21 protein-coding genes are annotated in these 19,694 nt (G+C 61.0%); 6 read left to right on the top strand and 15 right to left on the bottom strand.

Annotated elements, in window-relative coordinates:
* Positions 1-6: 6 nt before the first annotated feature.
* The 8 genes from NPS56_RS00640 to NPS56_RS00605 form a co-directional block, all read right to left on the bottom strand.
* The gene (locus NPS56_RS00640) at positions 7-261 is read right to left on the bottom strand and encodes a zinc/iron-chelating domain-containing protein (RefSeq protein ID WP_046815979.1); all 255 of its coding nucleotides are present in this window, start codon (positions 259-261) and stop codon (positions 7-9) included.
* A gap of 165 nt (positions 262-426) precedes the next feature.
* On the bottom strand, positions 427-888 hold the full coding sequence (locus NPS56_RS00635) for a translation initiation factor 2 (RefSeq protein WP_274072998.1): 462 nt from the start codon (positions 886-888) through the stop codon (positions 427-429).
* Positions 889-978: 90 nt separating this feature from the next.
* Positions 979-2,418 carry a PLP-dependent aminotransferase family protein gene (locus NPS56_RS00630; protein ID WP_020799971.1) on the bottom strand — a complete coding sequence of 480 codons (1,440 nt, stop codon included), beginning with the start codon at positions 2,416-2,418 and terminating at the stop codon, positions 979-981.
* Between the two features lie 314 nt (positions 2,419-2,732).
* A complete protein-coding gene (locus tag NPS56_RS00625) occupies positions 2,733-3,545 on the bottom strand; it encodes an OmpA family protein (protein ID WP_274072997.1) in 813 nt (270 codons plus the stop codon).
* Positions 3,542-3,898, bottom strand: coding sequence for a DUF4398 domain-containing protein (locus tag NPS56_RS00620; RefSeq protein ID WP_274072996.1), 357 nt, complete (start codon positions 3,896-3,898; stop codon positions 3,542-3,544). Before NPS56_RS00620 ends, NPS56_RS00625 begins: the two co-directional genes overlap by 4 nt.
* Positions 3,899-3,907: 9 nt before the next feature.
* Positions 3,908-4,723 (bottom strand): substrate-binding periplasmic protein, encoded by an 816-nt coding sequence (locus NPS56_RS00615; protein WP_274072995.1) that lies wholly within the window; start codon positions 4,721-4,723, stop codon positions 3,908-3,910.
* A gap of 188 nt (positions 4,724-4,911) precedes the next feature.
* Positions 4,912-5,841, bottom strand: a complete 930-nt coding sequence (locus NPS56_RS00610) for an electron transfer flavoprotein subunit alpha/FixB family protein (protein ID WP_274072994.1) — start codon at positions 5,839-5,841, stop codon at positions 4,912-4,914.
* On the bottom strand, positions 5,842-6,591 hold the full coding sequence (locus tag NPS56_RS00605) for an electron transfer flavoprotein subunit beta/FixA family protein (RefSeq protein WP_015093946.1): 750 nt from the start codon (positions 6,589-6,591) through the stop codon (positions 5,842-5,844).
* Positions 6,592-7,136: 545 nt separating this feature from the next.
* On the opposite strand from NPS56_RS00605, the gene NPS56_RS00600 reads away from it, so the two are divergent.
* Positions 7,137-8,801, top strand: a complete 1,665-nt coding sequence (locus NPS56_RS00600) for an electron transfer flavoprotein-ubiquinone oxidoreductase (RefSeq protein WP_274072993.1) — start codon at positions 7,137-7,139, stop codon at positions 8,799-8,801.
* A gap of 180 nt (positions 8,802-8,981) precedes the next feature.
* Here the strand turns inward: NPS56_RS00600 and NPS56_RS00595 are convergent, their stop codons facing one another.
* Entirely contained in the window at positions 8,982-9,872 is an 891-nt protein-coding gene (locus NPS56_RS00595; RefSeq protein WP_274072992.1) for an AraC family transcriptional regulator, read from the bottom strand.
* Between the two features lie 180 nt (positions 9,873-10,052).
* Between NPS56_RS00595 and NPS56_RS00590 the strand changes: the two genes are divergently transcribed.
* A complete protein-coding gene (locus NPS56_RS00590) occupies positions 10,053-11,105 on the top strand; it encodes an NAD(P)-dependent alcohol dehydrogenase (protein ID WP_274072991.1) in 1,053 nt (350 codons plus the stop codon).
* On the opposite strand, the gene NPS56_RS00585 is transcribed toward NPS56_RS00590, so the two are convergent.
* From NPS56_RS00585 to NPS56_RS00560, 6 genes are all read right to left on the bottom strand, one after another.
* Positions 11,102-11,905: an IclR family transcriptional regulator gene (locus tag NPS56_RS00585; RefSeq protein ID WP_274072990.1), complete on the bottom strand. Its 804-nt coding sequence runs from the start codon at positions 11,903-11,905 to the stop codon at positions 11,102-11,104. The two genes, NPS56_RS00590 and NPS56_RS00585, sit on opposite strands and share 4 nt — an antisense overlap.
* A 60-nt stretch (positions 11,906-11,965) precedes the next feature.
* Positions 11,966-13,276 carry an MFS transporter gene (locus NPS56_RS00580; RefSeq protein WP_274072989.1) on the bottom strand — a complete coding sequence of 437 codons (1,311 nt, stop codon included), beginning with the start codon at positions 13,274-13,276 and terminating at the stop codon, positions 11,966-11,968.
* 189 nt (positions 13,277-13,465) lie between these two features.
* Positions 13,466-14,614, bottom strand: coding sequence for a galactonate dehydratase (gene dgoD, locus NPS56_RS00575; RefSeq protein ID WP_046815968.1), 1,149 nt, complete (start codon positions 14,612-14,614; stop codon positions 13,466-13,468).
* A gap of 63 nt (positions 14,615-14,677) precedes the next feature.
* A complete protein-coding gene (locus NPS56_RS00570; protein WP_274072988.1) occupies positions 14,678-15,298 on the bottom strand; it encodes a 2-dehydro-3-deoxy-6-phosphogalactonate aldolase in 621 nt (206 codons plus the stop codon).
* Between the two features lie 19 nt (positions 15,299-15,317).
* On the bottom strand, positions 15,318-16,310 hold the full coding sequence (locus NPS56_RS00565; RefSeq protein ID WP_274072987.1) for a 2-dehydro-3-deoxygalactonokinase: 993 nt from the start codon (positions 16,308-16,310) through the stop codon (positions 15,318-15,320).
* A 261-nt stretch (positions 16,311-16,571) separates the two neighbouring features.
* A complete protein-coding gene (locus NPS56_RS00560; protein WP_274072986.1) occupies positions 16,572-17,054 on the bottom strand; it encodes a GNAT family N-acetyltransferase in 483 nt (160 codons plus the stop codon).
* Between the two features lie 194 nt (positions 17,055-17,248).
* Between NPS56_RS00560 and NPS56_RS00555 the strand changes: the two genes are divergently transcribed.
* From NPS56_RS00555 to NPS56_RS00540, 4 genes are all read left to right on the top strand, one after another.
* Positions 17,249-18,454, top strand: a complete 1,206-nt coding sequence (locus tag NPS56_RS00555; RefSeq protein WP_274072985.1) for an MFS transporter — start codon at positions 17,249-17,251, stop codon at positions 18,452-18,454.
* Positions 18,455-18,538: 84 nt separating this feature from the next.
* On the top strand, positions 18,539-18,877 hold the full coding sequence (locus tag NPS56_RS00550) for a hypothetical protein (protein ID WP_274072984.1): 339 nt from the start codon (positions 18,539-18,541) through the stop codon (positions 18,875-18,877).
* A gap of 39 nt (positions 18,878-18,916) precedes the next feature.
* On the top strand, positions 18,917-19,171 hold the full coding sequence (locus tag NPS56_RS00545; RefSeq protein ID WP_274072983.1) for a hypothetical protein: 255 nt from the start codon (positions 18,917-18,919) through the stop codon (positions 19,169-19,171).
* 27 nt (positions 19,172-19,198) lie between these two features.
* Positions 19,199-19,579 carry a Rho termination factor N-terminal domain-containing protein gene (locus tag NPS56_RS00540; RefSeq protein WP_274072982.1) on the top strand — a complete coding sequence of 127 codons (381 nt, stop codon included), beginning with the start codon at positions 19,199-19,201 and terminating at the stop codon, positions 19,577-19,579.
* Positions 19,580-19,694: the final 115 nt, after the last annotated feature.

Below are 19,694 nucleotides of genomic sequence, written 5' to 3'. Positions count from 1 at the left end.
AACACATCACGCGGCCGTCATTTGCTCCCACCAGCCAATCAACCGAATAGCCTCTTCGCTGCTGCTGCCACACACCTCGACGTCAGCCTCGAAAGCCGAACACACCGCCGGACGCTCGGGTTTACCGAAAATGTTGCACAGGTTTTCTGCAGAGAGTTGCAGGCAACGCTCCCCGGCGGCTTTGCCATTGGGCATACCGGGAATCGGTGAACTGATGGAAGGGGCTATGCAGCAGGCGCCACAGCCCTCACGGCATTTCATGACGAAAAGTTCCTCGCGACGAGCAATGTGTTAAAGGACGGGGCACAGAGTAACCGCTAAAACAGTTGTTTTAAATTACTCGGCCTCGGGTTTTTACCCGCAAGCGAGCGTGACCGGGCAGTCTCCGACCAAGCGTCTTTGCTTGCGGGCATGCAAAGGCGGGATTCAGCGCTTGAATTCGAACTCCAGCGCCGCGCCTTCGACTTCACGGCGTTCTTCGTTACGCAGTTGCAACTGCATTTCGTTATTGATCAGCTTGCCGTTGATCTGGAACTGGTTGTTTTTGTCGCCGAACATTTCCGGCAACACCGGTTCGCGCTTGGGTAATGGCACTGTACCGACCGGTTTCAGCTCTTCGACCATGTCCTTGGGCAAACTCAGGTCCAGGTCGGCTGAAGGGATTGGGGTTTTCACCACCTCGCTGGCCGGTTTTGACTTTGAAGCAACCGGTGGGCGCTTTTTTACCGCGGCGGTCTTTTTCGCCGGCGCGGTTTTACTCGCAGGTGCGTTTTTTTTCGGGGTGCTGGCGGTGGGTTTTTCCTGCACGGATTGGGCCTGCGCGGACGCCGGCAGAACACTCGCTAACAGGCAGATCAACAGCCAGGCGGCAGGAAAAATCGGCTTCATGGACCCAACGATGCAAACGGCGAAAACGACAGAGGTGCATATGCTCGCCTGTTGCGCGCCCCGTGACAAGCACGGACCGGAACCGCCCGGTCAAAAGCCGCCGGCCATCTCCTGGCAGAGCTGGGTGGCAAGCATGCCCAGGGTCATCAACGCCCGTTCGGCTTCGCGGTTCCATGGGATCCCGCAATTGAGCCGGATGCAGTGATTGAACTGCTCGGTGTTACTGAAGATCAGCCCTGGCGCGATACTGATGCCCTGCTGCAACGCGCGCACGTGCAGTTCCTGGGTGTTGACCCGTCCCGGCAGGCTCACCCACAAAATGAAACCGCCGGTCGGCCGGGTCATCTGCGTGCCTTCGGGGAAATACTGCTGCACCGCCAGCTGGAAAGCGCTGAGGTTCTTGCGGTACTCCTGGCGGATGTAACGCAAATGGCGGTCGTAGCCACCGTTTTCCAGATAGGCGGCAATGCCCATCTGGGTGACGCTGCAGGCCGAATGAGTACTGAAAGTCTGCAGGCGCTGGATCTCCTGCTGGTACTTGCCGGCAATCATCCAGCCGATCCGCACTCCCGGCGACAGGGTCTTGGAGAAGCTGGAGCAATAGATCACGCGATCCAGGCGGTCATAGGCCTTGAGCGATTTGGTGCGGCCCTGCTCGAACATCAGCTCGCCGTAGATATCGTCTTCGACGATCTGGATATCGAAGTCCGACGCCAGGCGCAGCAGCTGCTTCTGCCGCTCTTCGGGCATGGTGCCGCCTAGCGGGTTACTCAGACGAGTGGTCAGCACCAGCGCCTTGATCGACCACTGGTTGGCGGCCAATTGCAGGGCTTCCAGACTCATGCCGGTGGACGGGTCGCTGGGAATTTCTATGACCTTGAGGCCCAGCAGATCGGCCAGCTGCAGCAACCCGTAGTAGGTTGGCGACTCGGCTGCGATCAGGTCACCGGGCCGGGTCAGCACCCGCAGGGACATCTGCAAGGCGTCGACGCAGCCGTGGGTGATCACCACTTCCGAGGGGTCGACCACCACGCCGGCATCGCGCATGCGGATCGCCACCTGTCGGCGCAAGGGTTCGAAACCGGGGCTGAACATGTAGCTGAAAGCCCGCGGGCTATGGAACCGGGTGACCTTGGCCAACTGCTGATGCAGCGCCCGCACCGGTAGATAGTCGACGCTGGGCACCGCGGCGCCCAGGGGAAAAACGCCCTCACGGCGCGATTCGACCAACACCTGCTGGATGATGCTGCTGCGGGTGACCAGGCCTGGCCGTTCGACCCGGGCGATGTCCGGGGTCGGCGCCGTCAGCGCCGGGGTCTGGTGCACGTAGTAACCGGACTGCGGCCGCGCGCGGATCAGCCCCTGATCCTCGAGGTTGGCATACGCCTGCAACACCGTGGCATGGCTGACGTTGAGCTGCGAACTCATCTTGCGCACCGAAGGCACGCGCTCGCCCGGTTGATAGACACCACGGCGGATGTCTTCGGCCAGTTGCTGAGCAATACGTTGGTAGAGCAAGAGGTTGGTCATGACGCAGCACTCGATTTCACGGGTATTTTATTCTTGTGTAAAACAATACCGGAACAGTTTAGAAGTGTACGGGGACAGTTGCCACAATAGTCGACAGTACAGTGCAGTGTCAGCAAGAACTGTACTGTTTTGCGAGATATTTGGCAGACATAAAAAAACCCGGCGCTGTTTGGCAGCGCCGGGTAGTACGAGATTTGCAGGAGCTGTCGACTGAAAGGAGGCTGCGATCTTTACAGGGTCACTTGAGTTTCAAGGAAGATCAAAAGATCGCAGCCTCGTTTCACTCGTCAGCTCCTGCAGGCCGGATTTCACATTCAGCGGGCGGCGCCCAACTGGCCTTTTTCGTCGGAAAACACGATTTCCACTCGACGGTTCTGCGCACGGCCGCGCTCGGAAGCGTTCACGTCTACCGGGTATTCATCGCCGTAGCCTTCCACCTTGATGCGCTTGTCGTCGATGCCCAGGTCCATCAAGACGTCAGCCACCGATTGCGCACGGTCCCGCGACAACTTGAGGTTGTCCTGCTTGCCGCCGGTGCTGTCGGTGTAGCCCTCGATCCGCACCACACGCTTGGGGTTGAGCTGCAGGAATTGCACGATCTTGAGCACCACGCGATTGGCCGAGTTTTTCAGCTCTGCTTCACCGGTGTCGAACAGCACATCGCCCAGGGTCATCACCAGGCCACGATCGGTCTGGGTGGTCGCCAGCGCAACAATCTGTTCTTCGAGCAACTTGCCCTGCTGCTGGACGCTGAACAGCTTGGATTCGCGCAACGCCAGTTGCAGGCGTTGACGCTCCAGTTCGAGCTTCGCGGCGCGCTCTTCGTTGAGCACCTGGTTGGTGTGCTCGCGAGCGATTTCGCTGTAGCGCTGGCTCAGGTAGGCGTAATGCACCACGTCCGAGCCGCTGCCCCAGTAGCTGGACAACCGATCGGCGCGGGCCAGGGACTCACCGGCCCGAATCACGTCCTTTGGCGCGATGCGCAACACGTTGGAGTCTTCCTTGACCTTCTGGAAATCAGCACCGGCCTGCTGCAATGCCGACTCACTGTGCTGACCGGCGCAACCATAAAGGTTCATGCAGCCGGCCAGGATCACACCGCCGAGGGTTAGGGTCTTGAGGCTCATTGGGCATCTCCCAGTTGCTTGCGCAGGCGGGCGATGCGGGTGTTGAGCACATTCAGCTGCTCTTCGCTCTTGAGGGTCAGGACCCGGGCTTCTGCCAGGCGCGCATCCAGTTCGGCCTGTTCAGCGCGCATCCGCGCATTCCTGAACGATTGGTCGGCCATGCTGCCCTTGGCGCGGTTGTACTTGTCTTCGGCCAGTTTCATTTGCGGCACTTCGTCGGCAGTAGCGCCCACGGCCTTCGCTTGCTCGAGTGCCTGTTCGGTCAGGCGCATTTGTTCAATCGGCGCCGGATCGGCTGCACAACCCGCCAGGGCCAGAAGGGCCAGGGCAGCGAAAAGAGGTCGGATACTCACTAAAAATCCTTACTGTTTTGGGGTACTGACAGGTTTTTTCTGCTGCGCGTTCCAACGCTCGATATTGCGTTGCAGCGCGACCTCCGTCAGTCCGGACGCGGGCAATTCTGTCATCTTTTTGGCCAGCTGTCCGCGCAACCACGGATCGTTGCAGGCGGAGTTATGGGAAACCGCCAGGAACAGTCCAGGTCTGTCGACCGGTTGCTCACGGGCAACCAGGTCATTGGCCATGCCCAACGTCTGCGCCATTGCCATGCAGGAGTAGCGCCCGGCCAGGACAAATTCCACCTCGCCCAACAGCAGTTTCTGAAAGGCCTGGGTCAGGTTTGGCGTACGTGTGAGGGCCAATTGCTGCTCGGCGTAAGTAGCGAATGCCGAGGTCAATCGAGACTTTTCCGACAAAGCGCCTGGATGACCATGCAGGTCCTGCACTTCGTGGTAAGCCAGCGACGAGTCCCTGCGGGTCCAGACCAGGTAATCGTTTTCCAGCAACGGTGGATGAATGTAATCCAGGGATTCCAGCTCAGTGACCGTCAAAGGTGCATCGGCCAGCATGTCCATGCGCCCGCTGCGTACTTCGTCCAGGGCTTGGGAGCGTTTGCCGGCATAGAGCATTTCGACCTTGATCCCCAACTGCCCTGCTACCTGCTGCAACAAATCGGCACTGGCACCGATCAGGTGCTTGGGATTTTGCGGGTCCTGCCACAGGTACGGTGGCGCATCCGGGCTGCCGGTGACCACCAGGCGTTCGCACTTGCCGGCGGCGACGGACAGCGTCGGCAAAAGCATCAATCCCAGCAAGCTCCACGCAAGACGCAGATCCATGGCAATACTCTCCCGTTGAGACCGTGTATATCCCTGTAGGAGCGAGCTTGCTCGCGATGGTCTCAGATGTGCCGCGTTCATGCAGAATGCGCGCGTCATCGTTAACGTCCATCGCGAGCAAGCTCGCTCCTACAGGAAAAAAAAAGCCCGACCAAAGGGTCGGGCTCTTTATAAGTGAAGCAGCCGGATTAGACCAGCTTCTCCAGCTCAGGGATGGCTTCGAACAGGTCCGCCACCAGGCCGTAATCGGCCACCTGGAAGATCGGCGCTTCTTCGTCCTTGTTGATCGCAACGATCACCTTGGAGTCTTTCATGCCGGCCAGGTGCTGGATCGCGCCGGAGATACCGACGGCGATGTACAGCTGTGGAGCAACGATCTTGCCGGTCTGACCGACCTGCATGTCGTTCGGAACAAAACCTGCGTCGACCGCGGCGCGGGAAGCACCGACGGCAGCGCCCAGCTTGTCGGCCAGGGCGTACAGGTGTTTGAAGTTGTCGCCGTTCTGCATGCCGCGCCCGCCGGAAACGACGATCTTGGCAGCGGTCAGTTCCGGACGATCGGACTTGGCCAGCTCTTCGCCGACGAAGCTGGAGATACCAGCGTCGTGGGCAGCGCCAACGGCTTCAACAGCCGCCGAACCACCGGTAGCGGCAACCGGATCGAAACCGGTGGCACGCACGGTGATCACTTTCACTGCAGCGTTCGATTGAACGGTAGCGATGGCGTTACCCGCGTAGATCGGGCGCTTGAAGGTGTCAGCGCTTTCTACCGAGATGATCTCGGAGATCTGGTCAACGTCCAGTGCAGCGGCAACGCGCGGCAGGATGTTTTTGCCGTTGGAAGTGGCGGCAGCCAGGATGTGGCTGTAGCCATTGCCCAACTCTGCGACCAGAGGAGCGACGTTTTCCGGCAGTTGGTGAGCGTAGGCAGCGTTATCAGCGACCAATACTTTGCTCACGCCAGCCACTTGCGCAGCGGCTTCAGCCACGGCGCCAGCGCCTTGGCCTGCAACCAGAACGTGGATGTCACCACCGATTTTAGCGGCGGCAGCAACGGTGTTCAGCGTGGCCGGGGCCAGCACTTTGTTGTCGTGTTCAGCAATAACCAAGATAGTCATTTAGATTACCTTCGCTTCGTTTTTCAGTTTCTCGACCAGTTCAGCCACCGACTTGACCTTGATACCCGCGCTGCGTGCAGCAGGCGCTTCGACTTTCAGAGTCTTGTTGGTGGAGGCGGTGGAAACGCCCAAAGCGTCCGGAGTCAGCACTTCGAGAGGCTTCTTCTTGGCTTTCATGATGTTTGGCAGGGACGCATAACGCGGCTCGTTCAAACGCAGGTCGGTGGTGACGATGGCCGGCAGTTTCAGGGAAACGGTCTGCGCGCCGCCGTCGATTTCGCGAGTCACGGCAACGCTGTCGCCGCTGATTTCGACTTTCGAAGCGAAGGTGCCCTGACCGTAGCCGCTCAGTGCAGCCAGCATCTGGCCAGTCTGGTTGTTGTCGCTGTCGATCGCTTGTTTGCCAAGGATCACCAGCTGAGGCTGTTCCTTGTCGACTACAGCTTTCAACAGTTTGGCAACGGCCAGGGAGGTCAGGTCTTCGGCGGACTCGACGAGGATGGCGCGGTCGGCACCCAGAGCCAGCGCGGTGCGCAGTTGCTCTTGAGCGGTGGACGGGCCGACGGAGACGACGACGATTTCAGTCGCAACACCCTTCTCTTTCAGGCGTACGGCTTCTTCCACGGCGATCTCGCAGAACGGGTTCATCGACATCTTGACGTTGGCAAGATCGACGCCGGAATTGTCCGCCTTGACGCGAACTTTCACGTTGTAATCCACAACGCGTTTGACAGCTACAAGAACCTTCATGGATTCCTCGTTACTCTCCGGTGAAAAGAAAGTCGCCTAGGCGAACCTGGCGGTTGATGCTCATCGGGCGCAAGGGCACCTCCAAAAACGCCGGCAAAGGTGTCAAGTGACCATCGCTCATGATCTGTATGACCGTTCGTCAGTGGTGACTGAGGAGTCATTCAACATCGCGGCGTGTAAACTGCGCATCAAGCAAGCGCAGCGTCATTCTCTCCTGCCATCGCCCTGTCTTTAGAGGTGCTCTTGAAACCAACAGTCAGCCTACGGCGAGCGCAAAACCGCCCGTATCTTGACCGGAACACCTATTCCGGTCAATACGCCAAAATGGCCGTTCATAAGCCGGGTGACTTTGATTTCTCTGGCTTGGAGCCATTTCAAACAAACGTTTGTATTGGACGCTGAGAGTGGTGTAGATATAATGCGCCACCAAAGAGAAAGGTGGTTAATCGATTGTCCTCTCCCGGCGTCACGCAGGGATTCACGGATGCGACACCCAACCTCCCTATTAGAAAAAAAACTGTTGAGCCTTGAGTAGGAGATAACCTGTGGAACGCGAATACATGGAATTCGACGTGGTCATCGTCGGTGCCGGCCCCGCTGGTCTTTCCGCTGCCTGCCGATTGAAGCAGAAGGCCGCCGAAGCCGGTAAGGAAATCAGCGTCTGCGTGGTCGAAAAAGGCTCCGAAGTCGGTGCTCACATCCTGTCCGGCGCGGTGTTCGAGCCTCGGGCCCTGAACGAACTGTTCCCGAACTGGAAAGAACTTGGCGCGCCGCTGAACACGCCGGTCACCCGCGACGACATCTTCGTGCTGAAGAACGCTGAAAGCGCGCAGAAAATTCCAGACTTCTTTGTGCCCAAGACCATGCACAACGAAGGCAACTACATCATCTCCCTGGGCAACCTGTGCCGCTGGCTGGCCCAGCAGGCCGAGAACCTGGGCGTGGAGATCTACCCGGGCTTCGCCGCCCAGGAAGCCCTGATCGACGAAAACGGCGTGGTTCGCGGGATCATCACCGGCGACCTGGGCGTTGACCGCGAAGGCAATCCGAAAGAAGGCCTGTATACCCCGGGCATGGAACTGCGCGGCAAGTACACGCTGTTCGCCGAAGGCTGCCGTGGCCACATCGGCAAGCAGCTGATCAAGCGCTTCAACCTCGACACTGACGCCGATGCCCAGCACTACGGCATCGGCCTGAAGGAAATCTGGGAAGTCGACCCGGCCAAGCATCAGCCAGGCCTGGTGGTGCACACCGCCGGTTGGCCGATGGACATCATGGGCACCGAGAACACCGGTGGCTCGTTCCTCTATCACCTGGAAAACAACCAGGTAGTAGTCGGCCTGATCGTTGACCTGTCCTACAGCAACACCTACCTGTCGCCGTTCGACGAGTTCCAGCGCCTCAAGCATCACCCGGTGCTCAAGCAGTACCTGGAAGGCGGCAAGCGCATCAGCTACGGCGCCCGCGCCATCTGCAAGGGCGGCCTGAACTCGCTGCCGAAAATGGTCTTCAAGGGCGGCGCGCTGATCGGTTGCGACCTCGGCACCCTGAACTTCGCCAAGATCAAGGGCAGCCACACCGCGATGAAGTCCGGCATGCTCGCCGCTGAATCGGTGGCTGACGCACTGTTCGCCGACAAGGACGGTACTGAAGAACTGACCACTTACGTCGACGCGTTCAAGAACAGCTGGCTGCACGAAGAACTGTTCGCCAGCCGTAACTTCGGCCCGGCGATCCACAAGTTCGGCGCCATCGTCGGTGGCGGTTTCAACTGGCTGGACCAGAACATCTTCGGCGGCAAACTGCCGTTCACCCTGCACGACACCAAGCCGGATTACGCGTGCCTGAAACTGGCGGCCGACTGCAAGAAGATCGACTATCCGAAACCGGACGGCAAGATCAGCTTCGACAAACTCAGCTCGGTGTTCATCTCCGGTACCAACCACGAAGAAGAGCAGCCTTGCCACCTGAAGCTGACCGATCCGAGCATCCCGATCAGCAAGAACCTGCCGCTGTACGATGAGCCGGCACAGCGTTACTGCCCGGCTGGCGTGTACGAAGTGATCACCAAGGAAGACGGCGAGAAGCGCTTCCAGATCAACGCCCAGAACTGCGTTCACTGCAAGACCTGCGACATCAAGGACCCTGCACAGAACATCACCTGGGTGACGCCGGAAGGCGCTGGCGGCCCGACTTACCCGAACATGTAAGCCGAACGCCTGGACATCGAGGCTCCCGAAATGGGGGCCTTTTTGTTGCCTGCGATTGATGAATCATCCTAGATCCAATGTGGGAGCGGGCTTGCTCGCGAAAGCGGTATGTCAGTCAACATCGATGTTGGATTTCAGACCGTCTTCGCGAGCAGGCTCGCACAGGGTTTCCCTACGGGTTCAGGCAGCGCGTTCCTCGCCCGGATTACGCTCGAAGTAGCGCTTGTACTCGCGACTGAACTGCGACGTGCTCTGGTACCCCACCCGATGCGCCACCTGCGCCACGCCCAGCCCCTCGCCCAGCAACAACTGCTGCGCCCGAAGCAAACGCAATCGCTTCAGATACTGCACCGGCGACAACAGGGTGCTGCGCTTGAAATGCTCGTGAAAGGTCGAGGCACTCATGTTGGCGCAACTGGCCAGGGTCTCGACGTTCAGCGGCTCGGTGTAATGCGCATGCAGATGACTGAGCGATGCCGCGATCCGCGCGAATTGTCCCTGCTGCTCGACCAGGGCGCGCAACACATCCGCTTGCGGACCGCGCAAGGCGACGAACAACAACTCGCGCAAGCGCGCTTGCCCCATGATCTGGCATTCCAGCGGATCGTGCAGGCAGCGCAGCAGCCGCTCGACACAACCACGCATGGCGTCATCGAGCACGGCCGAGGTCATGGACTCCAGTGTTTGCGCCGCAATATGCCGCCCCGGCGCCAAGCCCATCGCCAACACCAACTCGCCGAGCATCACCCGGTCGATCGCCACAGACACACCCAGCATGGGCCCGCTCGGCGCGGCAAAGGTTTCACACTCGAACGGCACCGGCAGCGCCTGGATCAGATAGTGCCCTGCCCCATATTCCAGGGTGCGCGGCCCCAGGTACGCCAGTTTGCTGCCCTGGGCGATGATCACCAGGCTCGGCTCGTAGATCTGCGGGCCACGGGCCACATCGCAACTGGCGCGCAGAACCTGCACGCCCGGCAACGCGGTCGGGACGAATCCGTCGCGGGTCGACAGCGGCTCAATCAGCGAAACCAGCGCGGCATTGGCATCAAGGTGACGGGTCAACAACATTGGAAAAGCTTCACGGAAATAGGGATGAAAGCATCATCGCAGGTCTGATCGCCAGTGCGATCGATCAAGAGCCGATGCCGGAGGAATAGGCATGACACCCGGAGGAATCGCCATGGCCGCGATGGGGTCCGGCGCCCAGAATGCGCCACCTCACTTGTCAGCGCTTTTGCGAGGTTCACCATGTACACCGCCATCGGATACGCCGCCCAGTCGGCCACCACGCCCCTCGCCCCGGTAAAATTCGAACGCCGCAGCCCACGCCCCGACGACGTCGCCATCGAGATTCTCTACTGCGGCGTGTGCCATTCCGACATCCATCAGGCCCGCAACGAGTGGGGCATTGCCGTATACCCCTTGATGCCTGGCCACGAAATCGTAGGCAAAGTTACCGCCATCGGTGCGAATGTCAGCAAACACAAAGTCGGCGATCTGGTCGGCGTCGGCTGCATGGTCGACTCGTGCCGCAGCTGCGACGCCTGCCAGGCCAACCTCGAGCAATACTGCCTCGAAGGCCCGACCATGACCTACGCCACTCCCGACCGCGTGGATGGCAGCAACACCATGGGCGGCTACTCCGACAGCATCGTGGTCAGCGAGCACTTCGTGGTGCGTATTCCGCAAAAGCTCGACCTGGCCAGTGCCGCGCCGATCCTGTGTGCCGGCATTACCACCTACTCGCCGCTAAAGCACTATGGCGTGAAGGCCGGCGACAAGGTGGGGATTCTGGGCATGGGCGGCCTTGGCCACATGGGCATCAAGTTTGCCAAGGCCCTGGGCGCCGAAGTGACGTTGTTCACCCGTTCGGCGAGCAAGGCTGAAGAGGCCCGCCGCCAGGGCGCGGACCACGTCATCGTGTCCACCGATGCCGAACAGATGAAGGCCGCGGCGGGACATTTCGACTTCCTGCTCGACACCATTCCGGTGCAGCACGACCTCAATCCCTACCTCGACACCCTGCGCTTCGACGGCGTGCACATCCTGGTGGGCTTGATCGAACCGGTGGATCCACCCATGCATGCCGGAAAGCTGGTGATGAGCCGTCGTGTGCTCGCCGGTTCCTTGATCGGCGGCATCGCCGAAACCCAGGAAGTGCTGGATTTCTGCGCCGAGCACGACATCACCTGCGACATCGAAATGCTCGACATCCGCCAGATCAACGAGGCCTACGCCCGCATGATCGCCGGTGACGTGAAGTACCGCTTCGTCATCGACATGGCGACCCTCAAGGTCTAAACCTTGAGGCCAAGCTCCGCCGACAGCCGGGCCGTGACCCCTTTGATCAGGGGAATCAGCTCGGCCATTTTTTCCAGCGGCATGTACGGCACGGTGCTGGCGATGCTGATGCCGGCGACGATGCGTTTGCTGGCATCGCGGATCGGCGCCGCCACGCAGCGGATCGACGGTTCGTTGTCTTCCAGGTCGAAGGCGTAGCCGCCGGCCACGTACTCGACCATACGCTGCTGGAACTGCTCCCAGGACTGCTCCGGGTGCTGCGGCCAGAACAGATTTTTCCCACCTACCGGCAGGCTGACTTCGTACAGGCGCTGCCATTCCTGCGGCGAGTCATCGAGCATCAACGCCTTGCCGATCCCGGTGCGCGCCAACGGCATGCGATGGCCGACCCGCGAGCGCATTTCCGGACCGTTGCGCCCCGGATTCTTGAGCAGGTACAGCACCTCGTCGCCTTCACGGATCGCCAGGTGGATAGTGTCGCCAGTGGCTGCCGACAATTCATCCAGATACGGCCCGGCCAGGGTCACCAGCGGCAATTCTTCGCGCGCCTGGAATCCCAGCTCGATCAGCTTGGGCCCCAACAGATAACCGACCTGCGGCACCACCCGCAGATAACGCTCGTCCACCAGGCAACTGGCCAGGCGATGGGTGGTGCTGCGCGTGGTGCCGATCAACCGGGCGATTTCCTTGAGATCGCGGGCGCCACTGGCCACGGCCTGAACCACACCCAGACCGCGAAGCAGGGTCTGGGTGCCAGTCGGTGCGGCGTCCTTGGCGATTTTTGGGGCGTCTTCCTGCATATCCAGCCTTTACCGTTGAGCGAGTGAACGGGCGGCATTATGGTCGCCCGCAGGTCACGACTACAACTTGATACGCTCGACCTTGCCCACCAGCAAGATGTAGGAAAGTGCACCGATCAACGCCAGCACCGAGATATAGGTGATGGCCGGGGCAAAGGAGTCACCGCTGGCCAGGAAGCCGATGACGATGGGCGTGGCGATGGCCGACAGGTTGCCGATGAAGTTGAACACCCCACCGGTCAGCCCGAGCAAGCGCGCCGGCGCCAGGGTCGACACCAGCGACCAGGTGATCGACGCCAGGCCGTTGCCGAAAAATGCCAGCGCGAGGAAGGCAATCACCAGCGGCGTCGATTCGACGAAGTTGGCGCCGATGATCGAGGTGGAAATCAGCAGGCCACTGATGATCGGCAACTTGCGCGCGAACCCTACGCTGTAGCCGCGACGGATCAAAAAGTCCGAGAAGAACCCGGAACACAGCACGCCGACGAACGCCGCGAGAAACGGCAGCGATGCCAGCAGGCCGGACTTGATGAAGTCCATGCCACGGTATTTCACCAGGTAGGTCGGGAACCACGTCAGGAAAAACCACAGCGTCGAATTCAGGCAGAACTGGCCCAGGTAGATGCCCCAGAGCTTGCGCTTGGTCAGGACTATGCCCAGGTCGGTCCAGCTGAACTTGGCCTTGACCTTGGCCTGTTCGGCCTGGATATCCACCAGCCCGCCGCCTTCGCGGATCAAGTCGATTTCGGCCTCGTTGGCGCCTTTGAAATCCCGTGGCTCGCGATACACCGCGTACCAGATCACCGCCCAAAGAATGCCCACTGCGCCGGTGGCGACGAACACCATGTGCCAGCCGAATTCATGTTGCAGCCAGGCCAGTACCGGCGTCAGGAAAGCCAGGCCGACGAACTGCCCGGAGGTATAGAAACCGATGGCCGTCGCGCGCTCACGCTCCGGGAACCAGGTGGTGACCACGCGGCTGTTGATCGGATAGGCCGGTGCTTCGAGAGCACCAACCGCCATGCGCAACACGAACAAGGCGATGAAACTGCCGGCGAAGCCGAGCATGACCGTGGCAATCGACCACAGCAACAGTGCGGCGGTGTAGAGAATGCGCGGCGGCACCCGGTCCACCAGCCAGCCACCGGGAATCTGCATGGCGGCGTAGGTCCAGCCGAAGGCGGAGAAGATCAGGCCGACGTGGATCGGATCGATGCCCAGGTCGCTGGTCAGCGCTGGTGCGGCGATCGACAGGTTGCTGCGGTCCAGGTAGTTGATCACCACGGTGATGAACAGCAGCACCATGATGAAAAAACGCTTGCGGCTGGGCGCCGCCAACGACGCCTGCCCGGTGAGGGTTTGCGGTTGCATGGGGAGTGCCTCTTTTTATGTTTATTGAGGTCGAACCAGTAACGCAGATCTCCCTGTGCATGGAGATCAACCTGTGGGAGCCAGCCTGCTGGCGATGGCGGTGTGTCAGTCACCATCATCGCTGGATGTACCGACCGAATCGCCAGCAGGCTGGCTCCCACAGGGGATAGGTGGTGGATCAGGGAGCACTCACCACTCGGCAAAACTGCCATCGGCATGGCGCCAGATCGGGTTGCGCCAGCGGTGGCCGACGGCGGCGCGTTCGATCACGTATTCCTCGTTGATCTCGATGCCCAGGCCCGGGCCGTTGGGGATCTTGACGAAACCTTTGTCGTAGTCGAATACCCGCGGGTCTTTGACGTAGTCGAGCAGGTCGTTGCTCTCGTTGTAATGGATGCCCAGGCTCTGCTCCTGGATGAACGCGTTGTAGCAGACCGCGTCCAGTTGCAGGCACGCCGCCAGCGCGATCGGGCCCAGTGGGCAATGCAGCGCCAGCGCCACGTCGTAGGCTTCGGCCATGTTGGCGATCTTGCGGGTTTCGGTGATGCCACCGGCGTGGGAAGCATCGGGCTGGATGATGTCGACGTAGCCTTCGCTGAGCACGCGCTTGAAATCCCAGCGCGAGAACAGCCGCTCACCCAGGGCGATCGGCGTGCTGGTCAGCGGCGCCAGTTCCTTCAGCGCTTCGTAGTTTTCGCTGAGCACCGGCTCTTCGATGAACATCAGTTTGTACGGGTCGAGTTCCTTCATCAGCACCTTGGCCATGGGCTTGTGCACCCGGCCATGGAAATCGACGCCGATGCCGACGTTCGGCCCCACCGCGTCACGCACGGCGGCGACGTTGGCCAGGGCCAGGTCGACCTTGTCGAAGGTATCGAGGAACTGCAGCTCTTCGGTGCCGTTCATTTTCACCGCGGTGAAACCCCGGCTGACCGCTTCCTTCGCCGCCCGCGCGGTGTCTGCCGGACGGTCGCCGCCGATCCACGAATACACGCGGATCTTGTCCCGCACCTGACCACCCAGCAGGTCACTGACCGACACGCCCAGGGCCTTGCCCTTGATGTCCCACAACGCCTGGTCGATACCGGCCAGGGCGCTCATGTGGATCGCGCCGCCTCGGTAGAAGCCGCCGCGATAGAGCACGGTCCAGATGTCTTCGATGTTGCGCGGGTCTTTGCCGATCAGGTAGTCGGACAATTCTTCAACGGCGGCAGCGACGGTGTGGGCGCGGCCTTCGACCACGGGCTCGCCCCAGCCGGTCACGCCTTCGTCGGTCTCGACCTTGAGGAAGCACCAGCGTGGCGGAACGATGAAGGTAGTCAGTTTGGTGATTTTCATCTGTGCTCTCTTTTTATCAATGCAGCTCTTATTAGATGCAGCGCACGCAGCGCCAAAAAAGTCTTAGCGAAGGGCTTTCCAGGCAGCGACATAGGCCTTGGCATTGGCCGCCACTTGCGCCGGGGTCATGCCCGGTTTGAACAGGCCGGAACCGAGGCCGAAACCCTTGACGCCGGCGTCGATGAACACCTGCATGTTGTCCGGGGTGATGCCGCCAACCGGCGCCAGAATGGTTCCGGCGGGCAACACCGCGAGCCAGGCCTTGACGACCGCCGGGCCCATCTGCTCGGCGGGGAACAGCTTCAGCACATCAGCGCCCTCGGCCAGTGCCGCGAAGGCCTCGGTCGGGGTGGCGACACCGGGCGACAGGTACAGGCCGGCCGCTTTCGCCGCACGCAACACCTTGGGATCGCTGTGGGGCATGACGATCACCTGGCCGCCCGCCGCTTTTACCTGCTCAACCTGCTCCGGCGTCAGCACCGTGCCCGCGCCGATCAGGCAATCGGCGGGCAGGCTGCTGCGCAGGATGCGAATGCTTTCGTACGGCTCGGGGGAATTGAGCGGCACTTCGATGACGCGAAAGCCGGCGGCGTACAGGACTTCGCCGATGGCAGCTGCTTCTTGCGGACGCAGGCCACGCAGGATCGCGATCAGACCGTTTTGCGCCAGTGCTTGTTTGAGCATGTCAGGACTCCAGTCAGGGTTAACGATGGGGATTGGCCGCGACCAGGCCGGCCGCCAGGGCCAGCTGCCACAAGCCGCGTTCGGTGGCCTGCTCGGCCAGCGTCACCTGGGAAAAACCGCAGGCATCGAGCGCCCTGCTGTAGCGGCTGCACAGTTGGGCATTGCCGATCAGGATGATCGAAGGCAGGTGCACGCTGTTGCGTCGACGCCGCTGCACGCACGCCAGGGCCGACAGTTCATGGCCGATGAGCAGGCCGGACAGATAATCCGCTTGCGCCGTGGCGCTGAGTTCGCCGGTCAAGCCAAGGCTGCGGGCGCTGAACAGGGTCGACAGGGGACCGATTTCGCCCTCCGTCGACAACGCCACCTGCACGCCGCGATCGAACGCGTCGCCATCGAATGACCCGCCACGCTGCTGGGTGCGCCCCAGGATGCTGTGTTCGCTGAGCACGGCGAAGATTTCGCCGGTCATGAAGGTGTCGAAATGCACGATGCAGCCATCGGCCACTTCCACCCATTTCGAATGGCTGCCCGGCAGTCCGATCAGCAGATCGGCGCCCGCCTCGCCCGCCAGGTTGTGCAGCACGCCAAGCACCTGGGTTTCCTCGCCGCGCATCACGTTCGGCAGGCGCGAACGCTGGATCACGCCCGGCACGATGTGTACATCGACGCCGCGAAGGCTGCGTACGGTTTGCAGGGAGGTGCCGAGGTTGGCGACGTTCGCAGGCGTGTCGCGATAGGCCGCTTCGCGCCAGCCCTGGGCGCTGCCGACCATGCCGCAGGCGATCACCGGCAAGTCGGGCTGTTGGTCGAGCCAGTCACCGCAGGCTTCGTCAAACGCCAGTTCAAACCCGTCGACGCATTCGCGGCCGTTGATGATTCGCCCAGCCTTGGGCAACTGCATGATCCCCGACGACAGCGAACGCTGTTCGAGCACCTGGCCGCCCGCGGCAAGTTTGTAGGCACGTAATGAGGTTGTCCCCCAGTCGAGCGCGATCAATTGCGCCTGCATCGCTTCACCTGTTCTGTTTTTGGCAGTGAGTGAGGGGACTATAAACCTTGGCGCCGATAAATCTCAATATATAAATATCACTCCCATATATTGGGATACGCTTATTTCAGACAAAAAAAATCGCAGACGTTGATTTCTGCGATATTTGAAACATACACAGTACTGGAGCCGGCTTGCTGGTGATCCAACCTGAGGTGCTGCGCTGCTCTTCAGGTCGCCTTCGCTGGCAAGCCAGCTCCTACAGATGGGTTTACGCCGTGATTAATTACCGTCTGCGAACTCTCTCAGCACCTTGCCATCCATGCGGTAGCGAACCCACTCCTCCTGCGGCTGCGCACCCAGGGATTTGTAGAAGTCGATGGCCGGGGTATTCCACTCCAGCACGCTCCATTCGAAGCGCCCGCAGTCGTTGGCACAGGCGATTTTCGCCAGGTGGCGCAACAGGGTCTTGCCCGCCCCGCCGCCACGCTGCTCAGGCGTGATGTACAGGTCTTCGAGGTACAGGCAGTTGCTGCCCAGCCACGTGGAGTAGCTGAAAAAGAACACCGCAAAACCGATGGGCACGCCTGCGCGCAGGCAAATCAGGCCATGGGCCGTGGCCCCTTCGCTGAACAGGCTGCGTTCGATGTCGGCGACGCTGGCGATGACTTCATGGCGGGCACGTTCGTAGTCGGCCAGTTCCGTGATGAACGCGAGGATTTGCGGTGCGTCACTGGGGGTCGCCGGGCGGATTTCGATCGTCATGGACGTGCCTTGTCAGAAGTTGAAAACGCCATACTAAGGCGGTGCGTGGCGCTCGTCACATGGGAAATGAAAATGTCATCCCGGGCATTACTCCGCCCACCGCTAACCCTGGCATCGCGAACCTCGGACCTATCCTTGGCGCCCGGCGTGGTAGATAGAGGCCCTGGGTATCTATCGGGTCAAGGAACCGCGTCATGTCTACTGCAACACCTCAAGTCTCCAGCAAGTTGTTCGGCCTGTTTTGCCTGGCCAGCTACTTGCTGTCCCTGTCCTACGGCTCGACTTTTTTGCTGTCATTGCTGATCGACTCTCGCGGGGGTAACGAGCACGATGCCGGCAGCGTGATTTCGGCGGCGATGCTCAGTACCTTCGCGGCGGTGATCGTTTCCGGCCACCTGTGCGACCTGCTTGGTGCGGCCCGCTCGGTGGCACTGTTCGGCTTGTTGCTGGTGGTCGCCAGCCTGGGCTTTGCCCTGACACCGGGCTTTGGCCAATGGCTGCTGTTTTTCGGGCTGCTGCTGGGCTTGGGCTGGGGGGTGTTCTATACCCTCGGGCCGATCATCGTCGCGAGCCTGGTGACGCCTGCGCAACGGGCCAAATATTTTGCCCTGCTGTCGGGCAGCATGATGAGCGGAATCGGCAGTGGTCCTTTGCTCGGTCGTGCCGCCAGTGCCTTGGGCTATCCGGTGACGGCCGCGTTTTACCTGGCCGCGCTGGCCAGCCTGATGGGCGTGTTGCTGTTCTGGAGACTGGATGGCCAGCTGAAAAAAGCGGCCGTGCCCTCGACTGCCGTGTCGCGGATTTCCTGGCGTGCCGCCGCGCAAGTGCTGTCGTCCCGGGCGGTGCTGCCGATCGTCATGGTCGGCCTTGGCGGTTGCGTTTTCGGCGGCCTGTCGAGTTTCCAGACCAGCTACGCCGCCGCGCGCTCACTGGACTATTCGCTGTTCTTCCTCGGCTTCATGGGTGCGGCGATCAGCAGCCGCCTGCTGATCGCCGGCTTCGTGGTCAAGCGCGATCCGCTGCGCGCCTCGTGCCTGCTGTCGGGCCTGATGATGGGCTCGATCCTGATGTTCGGTTTCGTGGTCGACGATGGCTTGAGCTATGTGTTGGCGGCGGTGATGCTCGGGGTCGGTTACGGCCTGACCTATTCGGTGATCAACGGCCTGGCCGCGAATGAGGCGCCGAACGGCACCACCGCGCAATCCTTGCTGCTGTTCAGTCTGTCGTATTTCATCGGCGTGTTCGGCTTCCCGCTGCTTGCCGGGAAAATCATCGTCGAGCAAGGAATGGCGACGCTGCTGTACACCCTGTTGGCGGTCGCCGGCCTCAACTGGCTGATCACCGTGGGTCGCCTGATCTGGCGTCGGCTGAGCTCGACCAGGTCATTGCTGCAAGCCTGAACCGTTCGTCGTTCATCAGGCACCAATCCGAAACGGGGGCGGACCAACATCAGGTAGGGACTCTAAATCAATGGAGACACCACCATGCGCACGCCCCGGTTGACCGCTCTCGCCCTCGCTGTCCTGCTCTCCCCGCTTGCCAATGCTGCCACCACCGCGTCCGGCACCGGCCCGACCAACCCGGTCGAATCGCCCAGAGCCCCCGCCATCCAGAGCGCCCCCGGCATCAACACCAACGGCACGGGCGTCGACAGCAGCCTGCCGCCGTCAACCGGTACCGATCCGCGCATCCAGGGCAACGATGCCGGCCGCCAGGGTGGCCTGAACCAGCCCGACACCAAGACACCCGATAACGCCGCCCCCGGCATCGGCTCGACCACCACCGAAGGTGGCTCGGGCTCTTTAGGAGGCGTGAGCCAATAGTTCACCGCACCACCTACCTATCGCAACGAAGAGGTAACCATGAACGTCGATAAAAACCTGGAAAAAGAAGTCTTGACCCGCCTGCTGCACGCCCACCCGAGTGGCCTGGGCAAGGAGGTGCTGGACAATTACCGGGGGGAGAAGATCGTCGCCAGTACCCTCGCCGAACTGCAGGAGCGTGGACTGATCCAGCACGGCAACGTGCAGTGCAACGAGGACGGCGAGCACTCGCTGAATCTGCCGATCAAGCTCAGCGCTGCCGGCGTTGAGGCGGCACGCAAGCTGGATGTTTGAACCCATCAGCAAGCCTGGAGAAATCCCATGCCTCGTGGAAGCAAAGACAAATACACCGCCGAGCAGAAACGCAAGGCCGAACACATCGAAGAGAGCTATGAGCACAAGGGCGTGTCCAGGGACGAAGCCGAAGCGCGTGCCTGGGCGACGGTGAACAAACAGTCCGGTGGTGGTGAGCGTGCCGGGGGTTCCGCGCGCAAGAAGCCGGCCAGTGCCAAGTCCGCGGATCGCAAGGAATCTGCACGTCGCGCCGTCGTCAGCCGTGACGGCCATCCGCGCAGCAGCAAGGTTTCGCGCGATACCCAGACCGTCGATAGTTTGAGGAAAGAGGCCCGGGCGAAAGACATTCCCGGGCGATCGTCTATGCGAAAGCAGGAGTTGATCGAGGCGTTGCGCAAGGCTGGTTAAAGTCGAATCCTGTTTTGGACCTGATGGCGGCATCGCCAGCAGGCTGGCTCCCACAGGGTTCGATGTTGTTCATCAGTCATGTGTTCACCATCGCAACTTGTGGGAGCCAGCCTGC

This window comes from Pseudomonas putida (genome assembly GCF_028682635.1).
GTDB lineage: Bacteria > Pseudomonadota > Gammaproteobacteria > Pseudomonadales > Pseudomonadaceae > Aquipseudomonas > Aquipseudomonas putida_AE.
The sequence above is the reverse complement of the archived record's forward strand: the minus strand, read 5'-3'. Positions and strand labels throughout refer to the sequence as shown.